This window comes from Neisseria sp. 27098_8_112, assembly GCF_041433235.1.
Classification (GTDB): Bacteria; Pseudomonadota; Gammaproteobacteria; order Burkholderiales; family Neisseriaceae; genus Neisseria.
The window spans coordinates 1-21,748 of the sequence record NZ_JAPWBB010000013.1 but is presented as its reverse complement, the minus strand read 5'-3'; the positions used below and the strand labels follow the sequence as shown (position 1 = coordinate 21,748).

General features: G+C 50.0%; 19 protein-coding genes and 2 pseudogenes. 9 read left to right on the top strand and 12 right to left on the bottom strand.

Annotation, left to right across the window (positions count from 1 at the left end):
• Positions 1 to 2: 2 nt before the first annotated feature.
• From O3682_RS08970 to O3682_RS08960, 3 genes are all read right to left on the bottom strand, one after another.
• The gene (locus O3682_RS08970) at positions 3 to 1,526 is read right to left on the bottom strand and encodes a cytochrome b (RefSeq protein WP_168162036.1); all 1,524 of its coding nucleotides are present in this window, start codon (positions 1,524 to 1,526) and stop codon (positions 3 to 5) included.
• 18 nt (positions 1,527 to 1,544) lie between these two features.
• Entirely contained in the window at positions 1,545 to 2,126 is a 582-nt protein-coding gene (gene petA, locus O3682_RS08965) for a ubiquinol-cytochrome c reductase iron-sulfur subunit (protein ID WP_070459589.1), read from the bottom strand.
• A gap of 123 nt (positions 2,127 to 2,249) precedes the next feature.
• Complete coding sequence (locus O3682_RS08960; RefSeq protein ID WP_371509687.1) at positions 2,250 to 2,999, bottom strand: Nif3-like dinuclear metal center hexameric protein; 750 nt, start codon at positions 2,997 to 2,999, stop codon at positions 2,250 to 2,252.
• A 175-nt stretch (positions 3,000 to 3,174) separates the two neighbouring features.
• Between O3682_RS08960 and O3682_RS08955 the strand changes: the two genes are divergently transcribed.
• Entirely contained in the window at positions 3,175 to 4,101 is a 927-nt protein-coding gene (locus O3682_RS08955; protein WP_003748251.1) for a LysR family transcriptional regulator, read from the top strand.
• Between the two features lie 75 nt (positions 4,102 to 4,176).
• On the opposite strand, the gene O3682_RS08950 is transcribed toward O3682_RS08955, so the two are convergent.
• The 3 genes from O3682_RS08950 to dnaJ all read right to left on the bottom strand — a co-directional run bounded on the left by O3682_RS08950 (position 4,177) and on the right by dnaJ (position 6,850).
• Positions 4,177 to 4,827 carry a TIGR01621 family pseudouridine synthase gene (locus tag O3682_RS08950; RefSeq protein ID WP_371509685.1) on the bottom strand — a complete coding sequence of 217 codons (651 nt, stop codon included), beginning with the start codon at positions 4,825 to 4,827 and terminating at the stop codon, positions 4,177 to 4,179.
• A 1-nt stretch (position 4,828) separates the two neighbouring features.
• Positions 4,829 to 5,407: a TMEM165/GDT1 family protein gene (locus tag O3682_RS08945; RefSeq protein WP_314765814.1), complete on the bottom strand. Its 579-nt coding sequence runs from the start codon at positions 5,405 to 5,407 to the stop codon at positions 4,829 to 4,831.
• Between the two features lie 291 nt (positions 5,408 to 5,698).
• The gene (dnaJ, locus tag O3682_RS08940) at positions 5,699 to 6,850 is read right to left on the bottom strand and encodes a molecular chaperone DnaJ (protein WP_371509684.1); all 1,152 of its coding nucleotides are present in this window, start codon (positions 6,848 to 6,850) and stop codon (positions 5,699 to 5,701) included.
• A gap of 210 nt (positions 6,851 to 7,060) precedes the next feature.
• On the opposite strand from dnaJ, the gene leuS reads away from it, so the two are divergent.
• The 3 genes and pseudogenes from leuS to O3682_RS08925 form a co-directional block, all read left to right on the top strand.
• Positions 7,061 to 9,691, top strand: coding sequence for a leucine--tRNA ligase (gene leuS, locus O3682_RS08935; RefSeq protein WP_371509683.1), 2,631 nt, complete (start codon positions 7,061 to 7,063; stop codon positions 9,689 to 9,691).
• A 139-nt stretch (positions 9,692 to 9,830) separates the two neighbouring features.
• Positions 9,831 to 10,621, top strand: a pseudogene (locus tag O3682_RS08930) (DpnI domain-containing protein).
• Positions 10,594 to 10,683 (top strand): annotated as a pseudogene (locus tag O3682_RS08925) (DNA adenine methylase); the annotation flags it as partial. The pseudogenes O3682_RS08930 and O3682_RS08925, both read left to right, overlap by 28 nt.
• A gap of 28 nt (positions 10,684 to 10,711) precedes the next feature.
• Here O3682_RS08925 and O3682_RS11745 read toward each other — a convergent pair.
• The 4 genes from O3682_RS11745 to O3682_RS08910 all read right to left on the bottom strand — a co-directional run bounded on the left by O3682_RS11745 (position 10,712) and on the right by O3682_RS08910 (position 15,681).
• Positions 10,712 to 10,870: a PDDEXK family nuclease gene (locus O3682_RS11745; RefSeq protein ID WP_526023252.1), complete on the bottom strand. Its 159-nt coding sequence runs from the start codon at positions 10,868 to 10,870 to the stop codon at positions 10,712 to 10,714.
• A complete protein-coding gene (locus O3682_RS08920; RefSeq protein ID WP_371509681.1) occupies positions 10,871 to 11,302 on the bottom strand; it encodes a helix-turn-helix domain-containing protein in 432 nt (143 codons plus the stop codon).
• 125 nt (positions 11,303 to 11,427) lie between these two features.
• The gene (gene adhE / locus O3682_RS08915) at positions 11,428 to 14,043 is read right to left on the bottom strand and encodes a bifunctional acetaldehyde-CoA/alcohol dehydrogenase (protein ID WP_371509680.1); all 2,616 of its coding nucleotides are present in this window, start codon (positions 14,041 to 14,043) and stop codon (positions 11,428 to 11,430) included.
• A gap of 318 nt (positions 14,044 to 14,361) precedes the next feature.
• The gene (locus O3682_RS08910; protein ID WP_371509678.1) at positions 14,362 to 15,681 is read right to left on the bottom strand and encodes an MFS transporter; all 1,320 of its coding nucleotides are present in this window, start codon (positions 15,679 to 15,681) and stop codon (positions 14,362 to 14,364) included.
• A 350-nt stretch (positions 15,682 to 16,031) separates the two neighbouring features.
• Between O3682_RS08910 and O3682_RS08905 the strand changes: the two genes are divergently transcribed.
• Together O3682_RS08905 and O3682_RS08900 are read left to right on the top strand one after the other, a co-directional pair.
• A complete protein-coding gene (locus O3682_RS08905; protein WP_371509676.1) occupies positions 16,032 to 17,405 on the top strand; it encodes a Na+/H+ antiporter family protein in 1,374 nt (457 codons plus the stop codon).
• A gap of 2 nt (positions 17,406 to 17,407) precedes the next feature.
• Positions 17,408 to 17,635, top strand: coding sequence for a SlyX family protein (locus O3682_RS08900; protein WP_004518924.1), 228 nt, complete (start codon positions 17,408 to 17,410; stop codon positions 17,633 to 17,635).
• Positions 17,636 to 17,737: 102 nt separating this feature from the next.
• Here O3682_RS08900 and lysA read toward each other — a convergent pair whose 3' ends face one another.
• Together lysA and lptM are read right to left on the bottom strand one after the other, a co-directional pair.
• Entirely contained in the window at positions 17,738 to 18,958 is a 1,221-nt protein-coding gene (gene lysA / locus O3682_RS08895; protein WP_371509674.1) for a diaminopimelate decarboxylase, read from the bottom strand.
• Positions 18,959 to 18,974: 16 nt separating this feature from the next.
• Complete coding sequence (lptM, locus tag O3682_RS08890; protein ID WP_003684659.1) at positions 18,975 to 19,166, bottom strand: LPS translocon maturation chaperone LptM; 192 nt, start codon at positions 19,164 to 19,166, stop codon at positions 18,975 to 18,977.
• 50 nt (positions 19,167 to 19,216) lie between these two features.
• On the opposite strand from lptM, the gene cyaY reads away from it, so the two are divergent.
• The 3 genes from cyaY (at position 19,217) to O3682_RS08875 (ending at position 21,599) form a co-directional block, all read left to right on the top strand.
• Positions 19,217 to 19,540: an iron donor protein CyaY gene (cyaY, locus tag O3682_RS08885; protein ID WP_070585221.1), complete on the top strand. Its 324-nt coding sequence runs from the start codon at positions 19,217 to 19,219 to the stop codon at positions 19,538 to 19,540.
• A gap of 54 nt (positions 19,541 to 19,594) precedes the next feature.
• Positions 19,595 to 20,101: an S-ribosylhomocysteine lyase gene (gene luxS, locus O3682_RS08880; protein WP_004518928.1), complete on the top strand. Its 507-nt coding sequence runs from the start codon at positions 19,595 to 19,597 to the stop codon at positions 20,099 to 20,101.
• 154 nt (positions 20,102 to 20,255) lie between these two features.
• A complete protein-coding gene (locus O3682_RS08875; RefSeq protein ID WP_371509672.1) occupies positions 20,256 to 21,599 on the top strand; it encodes a hypothetical protein in 1,344 nt (447 codons plus the stop codon).
• The last annotated feature ends 149 nt before the right edge of the window (positions 21,600 to 21,748 follow it).

The following is a 21,748-nucleotide window of genomic DNA, read 5'->3' as shown; positions in this document are numbered from 1 at the left end:
CATCAGATATTGGTTGCAAACAAGTAAGCACCGACAACGGTAATACCGACGTAAACAAAGAACATAATTTTTTGTTTAGTAGTGCTCATGGTTACGCGTTCAGGCGTAGCTTTTTCGCTATTAAACGCATTCAGGAATGGAATAGCTGCAAAGAAAACAGTGTAAGCCAGAACGAACGCCTTAACGATGTTATTTGGCAAGACTGCAACTAAATACAGGTTATAAATAATTAAAGCTGCATAAACAAACAGACTGATTAAATATTTAATACCACCAGCTTTTTCAGCCAACCATTTAGGATTTGTATGCAAAGGCATACCGATGAAGAACAAGAAATAGAATGCACTGAATGCACGAGCAAAAGCTGTACGTGTATCATCTGCTACCAATGCACCCAAAATTCCCAAGCCGATAAAAGATACAACAAACAACGCCAACATTACTTTGAACGAGTTGCTGCGGTAACGAACAGATTTTACAGGTGACTTATCCAACCAAGGCAACAAGGCAATCAATACAACTGCTGCACCCATGCCGATTACACCCCATACCTGAGTACCTGCCATCGAAGGAATCGCACGCAAAATAGCGTAGAATGGGGTGAAATACCATACCGGCGCAATGTGCGGCGGTGTTTTCAACGCGTTTGCTGCATCGAAGTTTGGCGCTTCCAAGAAGTAGCCGCCGCCTTCAGGTGCAAAGAACAACACAGAACAGAAGACAATCAAGAATACAACAACACCCAAGATGTCTTTAACGGTGTAGTAAGGATGGAATGGGATACCATCGCGTGGAATACCGTTTTCGTCTTTGTTTTTCTTGATTTCAACGCCATCAGGGTTGTTAGAACCCACTTCGTGCAGGGCGATGATGTGAGCCACAACCAAGCCGAGCAATACCAAAGGCACAGCGATAACGTGCAGGGCGAAGAAGCGGTTCAAAGTAACGTCGGAAACGTTGAAGTCACCGCGGATCCAAGTGGACAAATCAGGACCGATAACAGGGATGGCGGAGAACAGGTTAATAATTACCTGCGCACCCCAGAAGGACATTTGACCCCAAGGCAACAGGTAACCCATAAAGGCTTCTGCCATCAATGCCAAGAAAATCAGGGAACCAAAAATCCACACCAATTCACGAGGTTTTTTGTACGAACCGTAAATCAGACCACGGAACATATGCAGATAAACGACGATGAAGAAGAAAGATGCGCCGGTGGAGTGCATGTAGCGGATAATCCAGCCGCCGGACACGTCGCGCATGATGTACTCTACTGCGGTAAAGGCAGCAGGCAGATGGTAAGCGTTAAGGTTGCCGTCCGGTTTGTAGTTCATGGTCAGGAAAATACCGCTGACGATTTGAATTACAAGGACGAGTAGAGCCAAAGAGCCGAAGTAATACCAGAAGTTGAAGTTCTTCGGCGCATAGTATTGAGCCAAATGCTCATTCCACATTTTAGACAGAGGGAAGCGATCGTCCATCCAGCCTAACAATGCTTTTGCTTTGCTATTGGTTTGGTTTGCCATAATTATCGTTCCTTATTTTTAGTCTTCGCCCACCAAAACAGTCGTATCGCTCAGATATTTGTAAGGCGGTACAACCAAGTTGGTCGGTGCAGGAACACCTTTGTATACTCGGCCTGCAATGTCAAATTTCGAACCGTGGCAAGGGCAGAAGAAACCGCCTTTCCAGTCTGCACCCAAGTCGGCGGGAGCAATATCGGGACGGTAAGTCGGAGAGCAACCCAGGTGGGTACAGATACCGATAGCGACGAGGAGGTTCGGCTTGATCGAACGGGTCTCGTTTTTAGCGTATTCCGGTTGCTGATCCACTTCGGAATTGGGATCGACAACTGCGCCATCCAAACTTTTCAAGTCTTTGAGCTGTTGATCTGTGCGGTTGACCAGCCAAATCGGTTTGCCCTGCCATTCGGCAGTCAGCATTTGGCCTGCTTCGATTTTGCTGACATCTACTTCGACAGCAGCACCGGCAGCCTTAGCTTTCTCCGATGGGAAGAAGCTGGCCACGAAAGGCGTAGCTACGCCCAGAGCCGCCACACCGCCTGCACCGCATGTAGCCAGTGTCAGGAAACGGCGGCGACCGTTGTTGATTTCTTGATTATCCATTATTCAGTCGTCCTAAAATTTTGGGAATACCGAGCCATTAAACAGCGTAATTCTACCTAGTTTGTTGTAATACTCAAAGCATTATTTAAAATAAGGTAAAGTTTTTATGATATTGCTCAATACTCAGGCAGGGTTGTTTTCATCAAAGTGAACCACTTCGATACCGAATTTTTCTGCCACGGCATCGCCTAAGGCGCGGACGCCGTAACGTTCTGTCGCATGATGGCCGGCACTGATAAATGCCACACCCGTTTCGTTGGCAAGATGATATTGTGCTTCGGAAATTTCACCGGTCAGATACGCATCGACACCTTCGTCTGCGGCCGTCTGAAAAAATCCCTGCGCACCTCCGCTACACCAGGCAATACGTTTGATTTCGAGTTCAAGATCGCCGATAACGGTCGGCTTGCGGCCGAATACCGCCTCAATGCGTTCAGATAACTGCGCCAGCGTTTGCGTGGTTTTCAGGCGGCCTGTATTCAACAGATTTTGCTCGCCGAATTGTTTTTCGAGCACCCAATCGAGTTTCTCGGCCAACTGCGCGTTATTGCCCAATTGCGGGTGCGCATCCAGTGGCAGATGGTAGCCCGCCATATTGATTTGGTGTTGCAGCAAGGTTTCAATGCGTGCTTTTTTCCAACCGGTAATCGTGACAGGCTCGCTTTTCCAAAACATGCCGTGGTGAACCAAAAGCATATCTGCCCCCTGCCCTACGGCAAAATCGATTGCTGCTTTACTGGCGGTAACCGAAGTGGCGATTTTGGCAATTTCTTCTTTGCCTTCGACCTGCAAACCGTTGGGCGCATAGTCCTTAAACAGCCCGATCTGTAAAGTCTCATCACACCAAGCCAGAATTTCGCGGCGTAAAGCCATATTCCGCTCCTTATATCTATCTTCAAAAACAGCCTCGCATTCTAACCGCAAAATCTGTTTATGCCTCAAATTCTTACATTCCGATTTCAGCAATCATTCCCAACATTAATCATTTGCACATCATCATGAATTATTTTAATATACCCCACCTTACCCACAGGCCGTCTGAAAACACATGGACTCTATTATCGAATTGCGTCATCTCAAAACCTTGCTGGCTTTAGAAGAAACCGGCAGCGTTTCCCTTGCCGCCAAACGGGTTTTCCTGACCCAATCCGCCCTATCGCACCAAATCCGCGCCTTGGAAAATTATTACGAAACGCCGTTGTTTGAACGTAAATCCACACCTTTGCGCTTCACTCCGGCCGGTATGCGCCTATTGCAACTGGCGCGCGAGCTGTTGCCGCAGGTTGCCGCCGCCGAACGTGACCTGGTGCGGATTATCGAAGGCGAAGCGGGCGAACTCAGACTTGCTGTCGAATGCCACACCTGCTTCGACTGGCTGATGCCTGCCATGGGCGAGTTCCGCCCCTTATGGCCGCAAGTTGAATTAGACATCGTTTCCGGTTTCCAAGCCGATCCGGTCGGGCTGCTGCTGCAACACCGCGCTGACCTTGCCATCGTTTCCGAAGCCGAGCCGCTCAACGGCATCAGCTACCGCCCCCTGTTTGCCTATGAAATGGTCGGCATCTGCGCAGAAGACCACCCGCTTGCCGACAAAGACGTTTGGGAAGCGGAAGACTTTATCGACGAAACCTTGATTACTTATCCCGTCCCCGATGAAATGCTGGATTTACCCAAAAAAGTGCTGCTGCCCAAAGGCATTAATCCGCCACGCCGCCACAGCGAGTTGACCATTGCCATTATTCAACTAGTTGCCAGTAAACGCGGCATCGCCGCACTGCCCTACTGGACGGTCATGCCGTATCTGGAAAAAGGCTACGTCGTCCACCGCAAAATCACTTCAGACGGCCTGCAGAGCAAACTTTATGCCGCCATTCGTACGGAAGACGCCAACAAAGGCTATCTGGACAACTTCTGCCAAATTACGCATGACCGCTGTTTTGCCGACTTGCCGGGCTTGAGCGAATTGGAAATGTAAACTTGAAACAATCAAAAGGCCGTCTGAACAATTTTCAGACGGCCTTTTTTAATATACACAAAAATTTCACTGCTTCTATTCGGATTCATCCGAACCCAAACACGCCGACAAATCGATTTCAGACGGCCATGTTTTATCAGGCGCAACCCGAATATCGAAATGCTCGCCGCGATAGTCGAAAACCAAACGCCAAGCGTGCAGAAACAGATGTCCCGCCTCATCGCCGCCATACAGCGTATCGCCCAAAATCGGGCTGCCTATGCTTTTCATGGCCACGCGCAGCTGATGGGTTTTGCCGGTAAACGGTTGCAAGACAAACAGGCGCAAACCGGGCTTCAGGCTTTGGCTGCTGAAACGGGTAACGGCAAAATTATCCTCATCACGCGTCAGCTTCCATGTACCGCGCCGCGAACGCGCCATACCGCCTTTCACCCAGCCCTGCTTTTTCGCCGGCTTGTGCGTACCGAGTGCCAAATAAGTTTTACGCATGGTTTTCTCGGCAAACTGTGCCGACAAAGCGGCCGCACTGTTGCGGTTGAGCGCAAACAGCAACAGGCCGCTGGTAGCTTTGTCCAATCGGTGAACCAGCCACACGCGTTCAACACCGAGCTGCTGCGCCAGCGATGCGGTCAGACAAACATCCCCTTCCGATTCGCTGTGCACCGACACCCCACAAGGCTTATTGATGACCACAAAGTCTTTGTGTTCAAAAACAATGTCCCACATTTCAGACGGCCTTCAATACAATACCGTCGCCAAGCAGGGTCAAAATACCCAGCAGGCAGAACAAGATACATGCAGCAATACGCACTGCTTTGGCCGGAATTTTGCGCATCAGCATTTCGCCCAAATACACGGCAGGCACAGAAGCAATCATCAAACCGGCAATACTGCCGAACACGACCAGTAGGATAGATTGGTATTTGGCTGCCAAAAGAACCGTCGCAATCTGCGTTTTATCGCCGATTTCCGCCAAGAAAAACAGGACGACCGTCGCCGTAAATGCGCCGTATTTCAACCATTTGCCATCAGGGTCTTCGTCTTTATCCGGCAACAGCAGCCACAATCCAACCGCAATAAAACTGCCGCCGACCACCCATTTCATGACTTCGGGCGAAATAGCGGATGCCAGCCAGACACCGAGTGCGGCTGAAACAAGATGGTTCAACAGGGTTGCAATAAAAATACCGGCAACAATCGCGTTTTTGTGGGCAAAACGTGCAGCCAAAAAGAGCGCCAGCAATTGCGTTTTATCGCCAATTTCGGCAATGGCAACGCCCAGCGTCGAGGAGAAAAAAGCTTCCATGATTTAAGATATTCAACCGAAAAGCGGGCAAACAAAAAGCGCTGTGCATACCGCCCGCAAGGGTATGGACAACGCTTACGTCTTGCCTGTCTTCAGATAAAGCAGAGAAGATACCGCTGCCACGGCCGCACAAGCCGATTATGTTGACAACGGTTTCGGCATTGTGCCGAATGGCTACTCCCGTAAGAGTGAAGCGCGGATTTTACGGCAAACAAAAGTTTGAAGCAAGAAAAACAAAAGGCCGTCTGAAACCTGATTCAAGTAGGTTTCAGACGGCCTTTTTCACAGCGATTAATTATCGGAGAACAAATCGCCTACTTTTTCGCCTACTTTTTCCCAAAACGATTTTTTGCGCGGGGTTTGGCTGAGATTGAGGCCGGAGGAGATTTTTTCAAATTCTTCCAGCAACTCTTTCTGACGGTCGGTCAGGTTGACCGGTGTTTCAACCAAAATGTGGCAGTACAAATCGCCGGTCGAGCTGGAGCGCAAAGATTTTATGCCCTTGCCTTTCACGCGCATACGGCGGCCGGTTTGCGTTTCTTTCGGAATGTGCAGTTTGACTTTGCCGTCCAAAGTCGGCACTTCGACTTCGCCGCCCAAGGCTGCGACAGCGAAACTGATGGGCAGTTCGCAATGCAGGTCCAAGCCGTTGCGCTCGAAGATTTTGTGCTGTCTTACGCGGACATTGACGTACAAATCGCCTGCCGGTGCGCCGTGTTGACCCGGCTCGCCCTCGCCGCTCAAGCGGATGCGTTGACCATCGTCGATGCCTGCCGGAATGTTGACTTCAACCGTTTTGCTGGTTTTGGTGCGGCCTTCGCCACGGCATTTGACACAAGGATCTTTGATTTCTTTGCCTGTACCGTGACAAGTCGGACAAGTCTGCTGCATTTGGAAAATGGCTTGGCGGACGTGTACCGTGCCGGAACCGTGACAGGTCGAACAAGTCGATGCAGATGTGCCCGGTTTGGCACCTGAGCCGTGGCAGACATCACATTCTTCGTAAGTCGGAATGTTGATGCGTTTTTTCACGCCTTTGGCGGCTTCTTCAAGCGAAATCTCTATGCCGACCTGCAAGTCCGCGCCGCTGTAATCCGGCTGACGGCCGCCTGCGCTGCCGCCACCGCCGAACATTTGGCTGAAAATATCGGAAAAATCGAAGCCTTGCGCGCCACCGAAACCGCCAAAGCCACCGAATCCGCCCGCACCTGCGCCCTGTTCAAACGCGGCATGGCCGTATTGGTCGTACATGGTACGTTTTTCCTTGTCAGACAAAGTGTCGTAAGCTTTTTGGACTTCTTTAAATTTTTCTTCCGCTTCTTTGTTGTCAGGGTTGCGGTCGGGATGGTATTTCATTGCCAGCTTGCGGTAGGCTTTTTTGATTTCATCGTCGCTAGCGCTGCGGGCAACACCAAGTGTTTCGTAAAAATCTTTATTGCTCATAATTTTGATAGTGTTAAGAATGAATTCAAACTGGGTGGGATATGTGGGCGAGTATCAAAAACTCAAGTCAGTATTTTCAAGGCCGTCTGAAATTGTGCTTTTCCGACATCCAAACATTCAGACGGCCTTTGTCAAACCGACAGGCCCGACAACCTGCTATAATCCCATCTTTATTTTTTCCAACGTTTTCAAGCGAAAAACAGAATGACCATGCAAGAACATTACCAACCCGCCGCCATCGAGCCTGCGGCGCAGAAAAAATGGGACGACGAGCGTATTTTCAACGTCTCCGAAGACGCTTCCAAACCCAAATACTACTGCCTGTCCATGTTCCCCTACCCCAGCGGCAAGCTGCACATGGGGCATGTGCGCAACTACACCATCGGCGACGTATTGAGCCGCTTCAAACTCTTAAACGGCTTCAACGTCATGCAGCCTATGGGTTGGGACGCGTTCGGTATGCCGGCGGAAAACGCGGCGATGAAAAACAACGTTGCCCCCGCCGCTTGGACGTACGACAACATCGAATACATGAAAACCCAGCTCAAAAGCCTGGGTTTTGCGATTGACTGGGAACGCGAAGTCGCCACCTGCAAATCCGAATACTACCGCTGGGAACAATGGCTGTTTACCAAGCTGTTTGAAAAAGGTATCGTCTATCGCAAAAACGGCACGGTAAACTGGGACCCAGTCGACCAAACCGTCCTTGCAAACGAGCAAGTCATCGACGGACGCGGCTGGCGTTCGGGCGCGTTGATCGAAAAACGCGAAATCCCAATGTATTACTTCAAAATCACCGATTACGCCGAAGAGCTGCTCAACGATTTGGACAAGCTGGAACACTGGCCGGAACAAGTCAAAACCATGCAGCGCAACTGGATCGGCAAATCGCGCGGCATGACCGTGCGCTTTGCTGTTTCAGACGACAGCAAACAAGGTTTGGAAGGCGATTACGCGAAGTTCCTGCAAGTTTATACCACCCGTCCCGACACGCTGATGGGCGCGACTTATGTTGCCGTTGCCGCCGAGCATCCGCTGGCAACCGCCGCAGCCGCCGACAAACCCGAATTGCAGGCATTTATCGCCGAATGCAAAGCCGGCTCGGTTGCCGAAGCTGATATGGCGACGATGGAGAAAAAAGGCGTGCCGACCGGCCGCTACGTCGTCAATCCGCTCAACGGCGACAAGCTGGAAGTGTGGATTGCCAACTATGTATTGTGGGGCTACGGCGACGGTGCGGTAATGGCGGTTCCGGCGCACGACGAACGCGATTTTGAGTTCGCTACCAAATACAGCCTGCCGAAAAAACAAGTCATTGCCGTCGGCGACAACGCATTCGACGCAGACCAATGGCAAGAATGGTACGGCAACAAAGAAAACGGCGTATTGGTCAACAGCGGCGACTTGGACGGCATGAATTTTCAGACGGCCTTCGACGCCATCGCCGCCAAGCTGCAAAGCCAAGACGCAGGCGAACCGAAAACCCAATACCGCCTGCGCGACTGGGGTATTTCGCGCCAACGCTACTGGGGCTGCCCGATTCCCATCGTCCATTGCGAAAAATGCGGCGACGTACCCGTCCCTGCCGACCAACTGCCCGTTGTCCTGCCCGAAAACGTCGTACCCGACGGCATGGGTTCGCCTTTGGCAAAAATGCCCGAGTTTTACGAAACCACCTGCCCATGCTGCGGCGGCGCTGCAAAACGCGAAACCGACACCATGGATACCTTCATGGAATCGAGCTGGTATTTCTTCCGCTACATGTCGCCCAAATTTTCAGACGGCATGGTCGATCCTGCCGCCGCGAAATACTGGGGCTCGGTCGACCAATACATCGGCGGTATCGAACACGCGATTCTGCACCTCTTGTACGCGCGCTTCTTCACCAAACTGATGCGCGACGAAGGTTTGGTCAATGTTGACGAACCGTTTGAACGCCTGCTCACTCAAGGCATGGTCGTCTGCGAAACCTACTACCGCGAAAACGCCAACGGCAGCAAAGACTGGATCAACCCTGCCGATGTCGAGCTGACTTTCGACGACAAAGGCCGCCCTGTTTCCGCCGTTCTGAAAGCCGACGGCCTGCCTGTCGTCATCAGCGGCACGGAAAAAATGTCCAAGTCCAAAAACAACGGCGTCGATCCGCAAGAGCTGATTAACGCCTACGGCGCGGACACCGCCCGCCTGTTCATGATGTTCGCCGCACCGCCCGAACAGTCCCTCGAATGGAGCGACAGCGGCGTCGAAGGCGCGCACCGCTTCCTGCGTCGTCTGTGGCGCACCGTTTACGAATACCTGAAACAAGGCGGTGCGGTCAAAGCATTTGCAGGTAACCAAGACGGTTTGTCTAAAGAACTCAAAGACCTGCGCCACAAACTGCACGCCACCACCGCCAAAGTCAGCGACGACTACGGCCGCCGCCAGCAGTTCAACACCGCCATCGCCGCCGTGATGGAACTGCTCAACCAATACGACAAAACCGACACTGGCAGCGAACAAGGCCGCGCCGTCGCCCAAGAAGTATTGGAAACCGCCGTACGCCTGTTGTGGCCCATCGTGCCGCACATCTGCGAAACCCTGTGGAGTGAATTGAACGGCGCGAAACTGTGGGAAGCAGGCTGGCCGACAGTCGATGAAGCCGCCTTGGTCAAATCCGAAATCGAAGTGATGGTTCAAGTCAACGGCAAACTGCGCGGCAAAATCACCGTCGCCGCCGACGCATCCAAAGCCGACCTCGAAGCCGCCGCCCTTGCCAACGAAGGCGCAGTGAAATTCATGGAAGGTAAGCCTGCGAAGAAAATCATCGTCGTACCGGGCAGACTGGTGAACATCGTGGTGTAAAGCCGATTCGGCATTGATTGCTGTAATTAGGAAAGGTCGTCTGAAAACTTGGAAACAGGGTTTTCAGACGACCTTTTTAAGATAGATTGAGTTGTCTACATTACAGACCTCAAATAACTTAAATCTCAAAATCCAAAACATGAATTTATTTTTCGATACCGAATTGGGAAAGCAACAAAATAAAGCAACCCACAAAATCCGCGTAATGAGCGAGGCTTGGCTAGAAAAAAACGGCTACTGCCCCTGTTGCGGAAGCAAGCCGATGCAGAGATTTACCAATAACAAACCTGTTGCAGACCTCTTTTGTCCAAACTGTCACGAGCAATATGAATTAAAGAGTAAAAATCAAAAAACTATAGGTAACAGTGTGCCTGACGGTGCATATCACACCATGTTGGAGCGCATCCAGTCAGATACCAACCCCAACTTTTTCTTTCTTGCATATAAAAAAGCGGATTACTCCATACAGCAATTGGTGCTTGTACCTAAACATTTCATAACACCGGACATGATTATTCCTAGAAATAAAGGTATTAAAAACCGACCGCACCACATCATGTGTTCCATTAATCTTGTACCTTTACCTGAAAGCGGCAAAATATTCTTAATAGACAATTCCCGCATTATCGAACCCGAAATCGTTCTGAAAAAATGGCAATCCAATCTATTTTTACGCAACCAAAATGCGGAACGCAAAGGCTGGCTTTTGGCTATTATGAAATGTATCGATCAACTCCCCGAAGAATTCACATTGTCACAAATGTATGAATTTGAAAACAAACTATCCATCCAATTTCCCCAAAACAACCATATCAAAGACAAAATCCGCCAACAATTACAAATTTTGCGTGATCAAAATATGATCGAATTCATTGGTCGCGAACTTTACAAAAAATCAATAAATTGCGCCTAACTCCCAAGGCGTTTTGATTTCAAATCATGATACTGAATTCACAAGGGATATTTATTCTTCTGCCATTCTGAAAACGGTTGTACCATTTGTCAGGATTGTTGTCGACTTTACATAGGAACATATAGCAAATTCTTTATTTTTTGGTATATCCAACTATCTTCAAAGCTTATCTGATCGCTGATTAACTGATCAAAGTTACTGGAAATCTGCGAGATAAACATAGTCTCTAGTGGCGCACCATCTGTATCTGCTTTATTGGTTTTCAGTTAGCCATCAGAAAAATCTGTCAAAGAATTTGTATTCTTAAGTCCTATCAATTTCTCGATAAACTGCCCTACCCCGCCTTTATTTATCTTCATTTCAGAGGTGAACTTGGGAAATCTGGTTTGATATTCAAGTTTTAGATCTCCTAGTATCCTTCCGGCATTTTCTCTAAAAAAACCATACGAATCAGTTAGATTCATTATCACAGTTTCCGTCATTAACGGAGTCCTTAAAAGTTCAAGTAAAGAAATATCTAATGCGCTAGCCAAACGAATAAGATTTAATAGGGCGGGGTTACGCTCTCCATGTTCTATCATTCCGATATAAGTCCGGTGCATATTCGCTTTTTCAGCCAATGCTTCCTGACTTAAATCCTGGAGTTGTCTTAAATGACGAACATGTTTGCCAAATTGTTTTAAAATTTCTGATTTCATGATGACTATTCTTAATGTTTGCAAATTAAATTCCACATACAATAAGTATCAACTTTAGTTCTAATACAAAAGGCCGTCTGAAACCCTATATTCAGGTTTCAGACGGCCTTTTTATCTACCCGATTTTATTCGCCGTAGTAGGCTTTGGTCAGGATTTCTTCCATATCGGCCACCATGGCGAGGCGTGGGTTGGCCGGGGTGCATTGGTCTTCAAAAGACATCATGGCCAGCTCTTTTCTTCCGTCGAGGAAGGTTTTCTCATCGATGCCCTGCTCTTTCAACGACATTTTGATGCCGACGTTTACCGCCAGTTCATGGCAGGCGCGGGCGAAGGATTCGACGCCTTCTGCCGGTGTGCTGCATGGCAGGCCTAAAGTACGGGCGATTTCCTGATATTTCAGGTCGGCTTTGTAGTAGTTGTACTTCGGCCAAGTGGCGGTTTTCTGCGGACGCGTGCCGTTGTAGCGGATGACGTGCGGCAGCAGGATGGCGTTGGCACGACCGTGCGGAACGTGATATTTGCCGCCGATTTTGTGTGCCATCGAGTGGTTGATGCCCAAGAACGCATTGGCAAACGCCATGCCTGCGATGGTGGAGGCATTGTGCATATGCTCGCGCGCTTCTGGATCGGCCGCACCGTGTTTGTAGGAGCGTTCGAGGTATTGGAACACGAGCTTGATGGCTTGCAGGGCGAGGCCGTCTGTAAAATCGTTTGCCAGTACGGAAACGTATGCTTCTACGGCGTGGGTCAGTACGTCCAAACCGGTATCGGCGGTTACGCCTGCCGGAACGGTCATGGTAAACGCAGGATCGACAATCGAAATGGTCGGTGTCAGCGAGTAGTCGGCAATCGGATATTTTTTGTCGCCGTCGCTGATGACGGTAAACGGTGTTACTTCGGAGCCTGTGCCTGATGTGGTGGGGATGCCGATAAATTTGGCTTTGCGGCCCAATTCAGGGAAGCGGAACGCGCGTTTGCGGATGTCCATGAATTTTTGCACCAAGTCTTCAAAATCGACTTGGGGCTGCTCGTAGAAGAGCCACATGGCTTTGGCCGCGTCCATCGGCGAGCCGCCACCCAGCGCGATGATGGTGTCGGGCTGAAAGCTGCGCATCAAATCGGTGCCTTTATAGACGGTTTGGACGCTCGGATCGGCTTCGACATCAGTAAACAGCTGGATGGTCACTTTGTTTTTGCGTTGATGCAGTTGGTGGGTGATTTTATCGACAAAGCCCAGATCAACCATCGAACGGTCGGTCACAATCATGACTTTTTCGCAGTCTTTCATGTCTTGCAGATATTGGATGGAATCGCGTTCAAAATAGATTTTGGCGGGCACTTTGAACCATTGCATGTTGTTTCTCCGACGGCCTACTTTTTTGATGTTTAACAGATTGACTGCGCTGACGTTGCCGCCGACGGCGTTTTTACCGTAAGAGCCGCAACCGAGGGTCAGAGAAGGCAGGAAGGCGTTGTACACGTCGCCGATGCCGCCGAAGGTGGAAGGCGAATTCCAAATCACGCGCAGGGCTTTGACGCAGGATCCGAACGTTTTGACCAATTCTTCGTCGGCGGTATGGATGGCGGCGGAGTGTCCCAAGCCGTCAAAGGCAACCATTTCTTCGGCGAACTTCAAACCTTGTTCGGTCGAATCCGCCTTAATCATGGCCAAAACGGGCGAAAGTTTCTCGCGGGTCAGCGGCTCGTTCGGGCCGACTTCGCGGCATTCGGCGATGATGATGTTGGTTTTTTCAGGCACTTTAAACCCGGCCTGCTCGGCAATCCATGTTGCCGGTTTGCCCACAACGGCGGAATTAAGTTTCGCCCCGCCGCAGCTGGCGCAATTCGCCGTTACGCCGAAGATAAACTCTTCGAGCATGGCTTTTTCTTTTTTATTGGCAAAGTACACGCCGTAAGATTTGAACTCTTCGGCCAACTCTTTGTAAATCTCTTTATCGGCAATGACGGCTTGCTCGCTGGCGCACACCATACCGTTGTCGAAAGATTTCGACATCACAATATCGTGCGCCACCTGTTTGATGTCCGCCGTTTTTTCAACATAAGCAGGTACGTTGCCCGCCCCGACGCCGAGCGCAGGTTTGCCGCAAGAATACGCGGCTTCCACCATCGCATTGCCGCCGGTCGCCAAAATCGTTGCCACGCCCGGATGCTTCATCAGCGCGGAAGTGCCTTCCATAGACGGCTTTTCAATCCACTGGATACAGTTTTCCGGCGCACCGGCCGCAATTGCTGCATCGCGCACGATACGCGCGGCATGGGCGGAACACTGCTGGGCGGACGGGTGGAACGAGAAAATAATCGGATTGCGGGTTTTCAGCGCAATGAGGGATTTGAAAATGGTGGTGGAAGTCGGATTGGTTGTCGGCACAATACCGCAAACCACGCCGACAGGATCGGCAATTTCAGTAATGCCGGTTACATCGTTTTCGCTGATGACGCCCACGGTTTTCAGATCGCGCAGGCGGCGCACGACGTTTTCGCAAGCAAACAGGTTTTTCGTTGCCTTATCCTCAAACACGCCGCGTCCCGTTTCTTCCACCGCGTGCATGGCGAGCACACCATGTTTGTCCAGCGCGGCAATGGAGGCTTTGGCAACAATAAAGTCAATCTGCTCCTGATCGAGCTTAAGAAACTCGTCCAATGCCCGTAAACCCTTGTCAACCAGGCTGTTTACCTCGGCTACGGCTGGGCTGACGACGTTGTCGGCTGATGCGTTCATGGTGTATCTCCTTAATAAAAGGTGGCAATAAGGTCAATAAATTTTCACTACGATAACTATAGGTAATTTAGTTACATTTTGCTTTGACCTACATCACAAACCATGATTGAACTTTTCAGACGGCCATTTTATCGTTTATTCATTTTAATTCTTTGAAGTATAATATTTTTATCTACACAAAAACAAAGACGGTTATTCTTCGTCGCTTTCCTCGATAATTAAGATAAAAACAGAAAATAAATGTATTAAAATTACAAACATAAATGAAAAAGGCCGTCTGAAAATATTTTTCAGACGGCCTTTATTTATATATGCCTTTTATTGACTGATGTCTTCCAGCGTACGGCCTTTGGTTTCCTCACCCAATACCAAGATTACCGCCACAATCAGCAGCATAACCAGCGCAAACATCATAAAGATATTGCCGAAACCGCCGCTGTTGCCCACCATCGCCGCCACTACCATAGGTGCGAGTATGCCGCCGACGCGGCCGATGGCGCCTGCCCAGCCGGACGCGAAGGCACGAAAGCGCAAGGGGTAGAGCTCGGGGGTGTAGGTGTACAAAACGCCCCATGCGCCCAAGTTGAAGAAGGACATCAGGCTGCCCCAGACCATGACTTCGGCCGCAGTGGTGCTTTGTCCGAAAAACCATGCGCACACGGCGCACGCGGCCAAAAAGCCTGCCAGCGTTGCTTTGCGGCCGATTCTTTCCACCAAAGCCGCGGCGGCTATATAGCCGGGCAGTTGCGCAACAATCATCACCAGCACATATTCAAAGGTTTTGACCACGGTATTGCCCTGCTCGACCAGCAATTTGGGCAACCAAGTGAAAATGCCGTAATACGAAAACACGATGCCGAACCAAACCAGCCACAGCATCAGCGTACGCCGTGCAAACGGATGTTGCCAAAGCTGGAAGAAGCGGATGCGTTCGCGCGGGGCGGCCGGGGCGGCAACGGCTTGTGTCGGCGGCGTGATGCCCGATTGAATTTCCAGCGCGGATACCAAACTGTGCGCTTCGTTGGTTTTGCCGCGGGAAAGCAGGTAAGGCACGGATTCAGGAACAAACTTCAACACCAACGGCACATAAAACAGGGGCAAGGCACCGAATAAAAACGCGCTGTGCCAGCCGGTTTGCGGAATAAAGAAATAAGACACCAGCGCGGCCGAGAGCCAGCCCAAGCCCCAAAAGCTTTCCAGCAACACAATAAAACGGCCGCGTACTTTTGGCGGCGCATATTCGCTGACCAGCGACACGGCAACGGGCAGTTGGCCGCCCAAACCGACGCCGACAAAAAAGCGGCACACCAGCAAAACCGTCAAATTAGGTGCAAACGCACACAAACCTGTGGCAATGCTGTACACCACCATCGTGCCGGCAAAAACGGTTTTCCGTCCGAACCTGTCCGCCAGCCAGCCGCTGAATACCGCGCCCAGAGCCATGCCGACAAAGGCAATGCTGACAATCCAGCCCAACTGCGCCGGAGCCAGCGCCCAATCTTTGCCCAAAGCCGGCAATACAAACGACACCAAGCCTGTATCCATGGCATCAAACAGCCAACCTATGCCGACCAACACTAAAAGTTTGTAATGAAAACGGGAAGGCGGCAGATTGTGCAGCCGCGTCAGAATATCCATCACTTCTTTCCTTTGTTTGTGTATGATTGAATTGGGTTTTAGCAATAAATGCTTTAATTTCAGTGACAAACCTGAAACCGAGACATTGTGTCGATTTTAACATTGGTACCATATGCAAAGAATAGGAAGCGCGTGTTTTTTTAGATATTTTTATCGCCAGAACCGCACGCCCTATTAAAACTCTAAATAAGGGTTCACGGCAGGCCGTCTGAAACCGATGGTCTGTTTTTCAGACGGCCTGCCGTCTTTTGCAAAGGCTTCATGCTTGGGTTATGATGTTTATTTGTAATATGTAAACAGATGATTGCCTGTTTTTACATAACAGGCCGTCTGAAACAACGGAGAACGATATGAATGCGGTTGTAATTGCGGTCATCATCATGCTTGTGCTGTCTTTATCGCGCGTGCATGTGGTGCTCAGCTTGGCTGTCGGCGCGTTTGTCGGTGGCTTGGTGGCCGGTATGCCTTTGGAGAATGTAACCAACACGGCCGGCGATGTGGTGCAGCAAGGGATTATTCCTGTTTTTAATGAAGGTCTGAAAGGCGGGGCGCAAATCGCGCTGTCTTATGCCATGCTCGGCGCGTTTGCCATGGCCATCACGCATTCCGGCCTGCCGCAACAGCTCGCCGGCGTGATTATCCGCAAGCTAAACGGCGGCGAAGGCAATGCGAAAGGCGAAGGCGCGGTCAAATGGCTGCTGCTGGCGATTATTTTGTGCATGGGCGTGATGAGCCAAAACGTTGTGCCGATTCATATTGCATTTATCCCGATGATTATTCCACCGCTGCTGTTGGTGTTCAACCGTTTGAAACTCGACCGCCGCTTGGTGGCCTGCGTGATTACGTTTGGCTTGGTAACGACTTATATGTTCCTGCCTTACGGTTTCGGCGCCATCTTCTTGAACGACATCATGTTGGGCAATATCCGCTCGGCAGGCATGGACACCAGCGGCATCAATGTGATGCACGCAATGGCGATTCCGGCTTTGGGCATGGTTTCCGGCTTGCTGCTGGCCTTTTTGCACTACCGCAAACCACGCATTTATCAAAACAATACTACTGACACGGAAGACAACCGTGCGGCAGTTCAACAACAAGAGCCTTCAACCTATCGCAGCTTGGTAGCGGCCGTGGCGATTGCCGTGTGTTTTGCCATCCAGCTTATGTATGAAAACTCATTGGTATTGGGCGCGATGTTGGGCTTTGCCGTGTTTATGATGTTGGGCGTGATGAACCGCTCCGCCGCCAGCGATGTATTCGGCGAAGGCATTAAAATGATGGCGATGGTCGGCTTTATTATGATTGCGGCACAAGGTTTCGCCGCTGTAATGAACGCAACCGGCGAGATTCAGCCTTTGGTCGAACACAGCATGGCTTTGTTCGGCGGCAATAAAGGCATGGCCGCCTTTACCATGCTATTTGTCGGCCTGCTGGTAACCATGGGCATCGGCTCGTCTTTCTCCACCTTGCCGATTATTACCGCGATTTATGTGCCTTTGTGCATCAGCTTGGGCTTCTCCCCAATGGCTACCGTGGCCATTGTCGGCACGGCAGGCGCGCTGGGCGATGCGGGTTCCCCCGCTTCCGACTCGACACTCGGCCCGACCATGGGTCTGAACGCCGACGGTCAACACGACCACATCCGCGATTCGGTTATCCCGACTTTTATCCACTACAATATCCCGCTGATGGCTGCCGGCTGGATTGCCGCGATGGTGCTGTAATTATGAGCGATATTCAGGAATTGGAACACCGCGTCACGGAGCTGGAAATTCAGACGGCCCTACAGGAAGATTTAATCGGCAGCCTGAACGACACCATCGCCAAGATGCAACAGGCTTTGGATTTGCAACAAGGCCAGTTGCGGCTTCTGTATCAACGGATGCAGGACAAAGGCGCAAACGGCGAACGCGAACCGTACAGCCTGCGCGATGAAATTCCGCCGCATTATTGATAACCTAAAAAAGGGCGTGTTTGATACATGCCCTTTTCTTTCATAACAAAGGCCGTCTGAAAGTCAATCAAGCTTTCAGACGGCCTTTTAAACAATCAAACCTTACAAACAAGCCAATTCGTTGGCCATTTGCTGCTCGACGGTTTCACGTTGACGGATAAGTTTGCACTCACTGCCATCAACCAACACTTCCGCCGCACGGTTGCGCGTGTTGTAGTTACTCGCCATGCTTGAGCCATACGCACCGGCGCTGCGGATAAGCAGCAAATCCCCTTCTTCGCAGGCGATGGTGCGGTCTTTGCCGAGAAAGTCGCCGGTTTCGCAAATCGGGCCGACGATATTGGCCGTCAGAGGCTCAATGTCTTTGGTTTCGACCGCTTCGATGTGATGATAGGCATCATAAAGCGCCGGACGCATCAAATCGTTCATCGCCGCATCGACCATCACAAAGTTTTTCTCTTCGCCATGTTTGACAAATTCAACGCGCGTCAACAACGCACCTGCATTGCCGACCAAACTGCGGCCTGGCTCGAGAACCAATTTCAGACGGCGTGTACCCATCAGTTTTTGAACGGATTGGGCATACGCGCCCAAATCAGGCACATTTTCGTCTTGGTAAACAATACCGACACCGCCGCCCAAGTCTAAGTGTTCCAACACAATGCCTTCGTCTGCCAGTTGGTCGACCAAGGCCAAGATACGTTCGCAGGCTTCGACAAGTGGGCTGAGGTCGGTCAGTTGCGAGCCGATATGGCAGTCGATACCAACGATTTTCAAATGGCTTTGTCGGGAAGCATGACGATAGGCCTCAAGCGCATCGGCATAGGCAATACCGAATTTATTGGCTTTCAAACCGGTGGAGATATAAGGGTGGGTTTTGGCGTCGACATCGGGGTTGACGCGCAGGGAAACCGGAGCGACTTTACCCAAGCGCGCGGCAACTTTCTGAATGCGGTCGATTTCAGGAATGCTTTCCATATTGAAGCATTTCACGCCTGCATTCAGCGCAAATTCAATTTCTGCCTCACTCTTGCCCACACCGGAAAAAATCGTTTTCGCCGCATCGCCGCCTGCCGCCAAAACACGCGCCAACTCACCTCCGGACACAATGTCAAAACCGCTCCCCAAAGAAGCAAAGTGCTTGATGATGCTCAGGTTGCCATTCGCTTTAACTGCATAGCAGACAAGCGGATTTAAAGCGGTAAATGCGGTTTGGTAGTTTTCAAACGCTTCGGTCAGCGCAGATTTGCTGTACACATAAAGCGGCGTACCAAACTCTTCGGCAAGATGTGTATAAGGGAGTTGTTCGCAGAATAACGTCATGTTTGTGAAATCTTTTTTAATCGTTGGTTTGAGTGGTCGGTTCTTTGGCCGTATCGAATTTCAAGCCGGTTTGAATCACGCCGAAGCGCGCCTTGTCGCCTTCTTTGGGCAGGTAGAGATCGCCTTTGTAGCCGCAGGCAGAGAGCAGCAGAGCCGTTGCCGCTGCAAAAAATACGCCGTATTTCATCAGTAAAACTTTCTTCATCATTACGAATGTGGCAAGATTCGGTATCTTAAACAAAAACCACACAAAAAGCCATGATGACCGAAAGCGAATTCATCCGCATGAGCGAAGAATTGTTCGAACACATCGAAGACCAAATCGACGAAAACGGCTGGGATTTCGACTGCCAGTTTGCCGGAAACGTACTGACCATCGAAGCCGAAGACGGCACGCAAATCATCGTCAACCGCCACACGCCCAACCAAGAATTGTGGATTGCCGCTAAAAGCGGCGGCTACCATTTTGCCGAGCAAAACGGAAAATGGCTGGCAACGCGCGACAGCCGCGATTTCTACGACGTTTTAAACGAAGCACTGAGCGCGGCTTCGGGCGAAGCAGTTGAGATTGCGGAATTGTGATTCAGTGTTCAAATATCCCTAGCTAAAAATCTATTTACCTCAAAGGACACCCAAATGCCCCTACTAGACAGTTTCAAAGTCGACCACACCCGTATGCATGCCCCTGCCGTACGCGTGGCAAAAACCATGACCACGCCCAAAGGCGACACCATTACCGTGTTTGACCTGCGTTTCTGCATTCCCAACAAAGAAATCCTGCCTGAAAAAGGCATTCACACGCTGGAGCACCTGTTCGCAGGCTTTATGCGCGATCACTTAAACGGCAACGGCGTTGAAATTATCGACATTTCTCCGATGGGCTGTCGTACCGGTTTCTACATGAGCCTCATCGGTACGCCCGATGAGCAAAAAGTGGCCGATGCATGGCTCGCTTCAATGCAGGATGTTTTGACCGTTCAAGACCAAAGCAAAATCCCCGAACTGAACGAATACCAATGCGGTACTTACCTGATGCACTCGCTTGCCGAAGCACACGAAATCGCCCAAAACGTTTTGGCACGCAAAGTCGCCGTCAATAAAAACGAAGAGCTGACATTGGACGAAAGCCTGTTGAACGCTTAATACGCTATAACAGCAAAGGCCGTCTGAAACTCTATATAACAAGTTTCAGACGGCCTAAAACCTTTTATTCCAATTTTCAACCTTTCAGCCACAGTTTTACACCGCCTAAAAATAAGTTGGCGGATGCTGACAGTGTACATAGTATAATTACACTTTGAACAAACAACCTGATTCTATTGCCTTTATGAAACCGTTTTTCTGCAAAACCGCCATTGCCCTCAGCCTGACCCTCCCCGCCGCCGCTAATGCTGCCGAGTATGTTTGCAATGTTGAAGGCATCACCGTTTATACCTCACACCAGATCAACAATACCTGCCGCGTTACCGATTCGTACAGTCCAGTAGAAACAAATGTATTTCAAACAAACGCTGAGCAACTAAATTTGAATTCGACTCTTACAGAGCAACAAACAGATCTGAAATTGGTTGGAACACAGAACATTTTCGATAAAACAGGAGTAACAAACCAAAAAACTACTAGATCAACGGCGGATCACTATGTTCCTGTTATAGAAACACAAACGGCAATAGCTCCTGTTGAAACCAAGCAATATCCCGTTAATACTTTCGCCATATTCAATACCACACCTGTTGTTCAAGTATACCCCTCTGCACCTATCGCTCAGGTACAAACTACCCCTCAGGAAAGTCATAGATCGGATAGCTTTTTCTCTCCTCATACTGAGCAGATATCTACCCAAACTCTCGCCGCCCCGAACGTGCACACTGACCAAGCTACCACCACCCAATTCCTGAATCATTCTCTAGATTTGGAGCCATTGGACAACAAGACAGCAAAAAGTACAACAGCCGAAGAACCGGCGAAAACTGAAGTTACACACACAGAACAAACTGTTTCCAAAACATCGATAAACCGCACAACCAATATTAAAAAAACAGTAACCAAACCACTTAATGCTGAAAACTCTTCTGCATCGTCCGACAAAACCAATATATTAACAGGATCTACAACCGAGATTTTCGCACTGACAGACTCGGTCAAGCCGACCGAACCCATACCAGCGGCAGCAACTCCAACGAAGCCTACCAAAACCCCATTGCCCAAAGCATATGGACCAACCACTGATGCACTCTTCAGCGATAAAGATGTCGATAACGACATCAAAATTCTGCTAAATGGTCCGATCGGTGGCGTTACCAATACTGCCGAAGCTGCTAATCCGCGTCTGAATATCCTCCTACGCAACAGCATACAGAAACGCCAGGCCAAGCAAAATAGCCAGCAAGACATCCGCCGCAAAGCACCGATTCGTACCATTCCTGCAACCATTGCTGCACCACAACCCAAACCTAAAGAAACACGTAAACAGGTATTACAAGGGGAAATTCGCAACGAACAGACCGCTATCATCCGCCTTCAAACCCAGCTGAATGCGGCCAAACAAAAAGGTGACCAGATTAAAATCCAACAGCTGACCCGTACTATCAACGACCGCAAAGCGAATATCCGCGCTATTCAAGGTGAGATGTCTCGTTGATTGGCGTTTGATACAAAAAGGCCGAGACCTTTGCAAAATTCCTTTTCCCCCGACAGCCAAAATCTAAACAAAGATTTTCGGCTGTTTTCGCCCCTAATTGAGCCTGATTCTACTCAAATACCCCTTAATCCCTCTTGGATACCTGATAA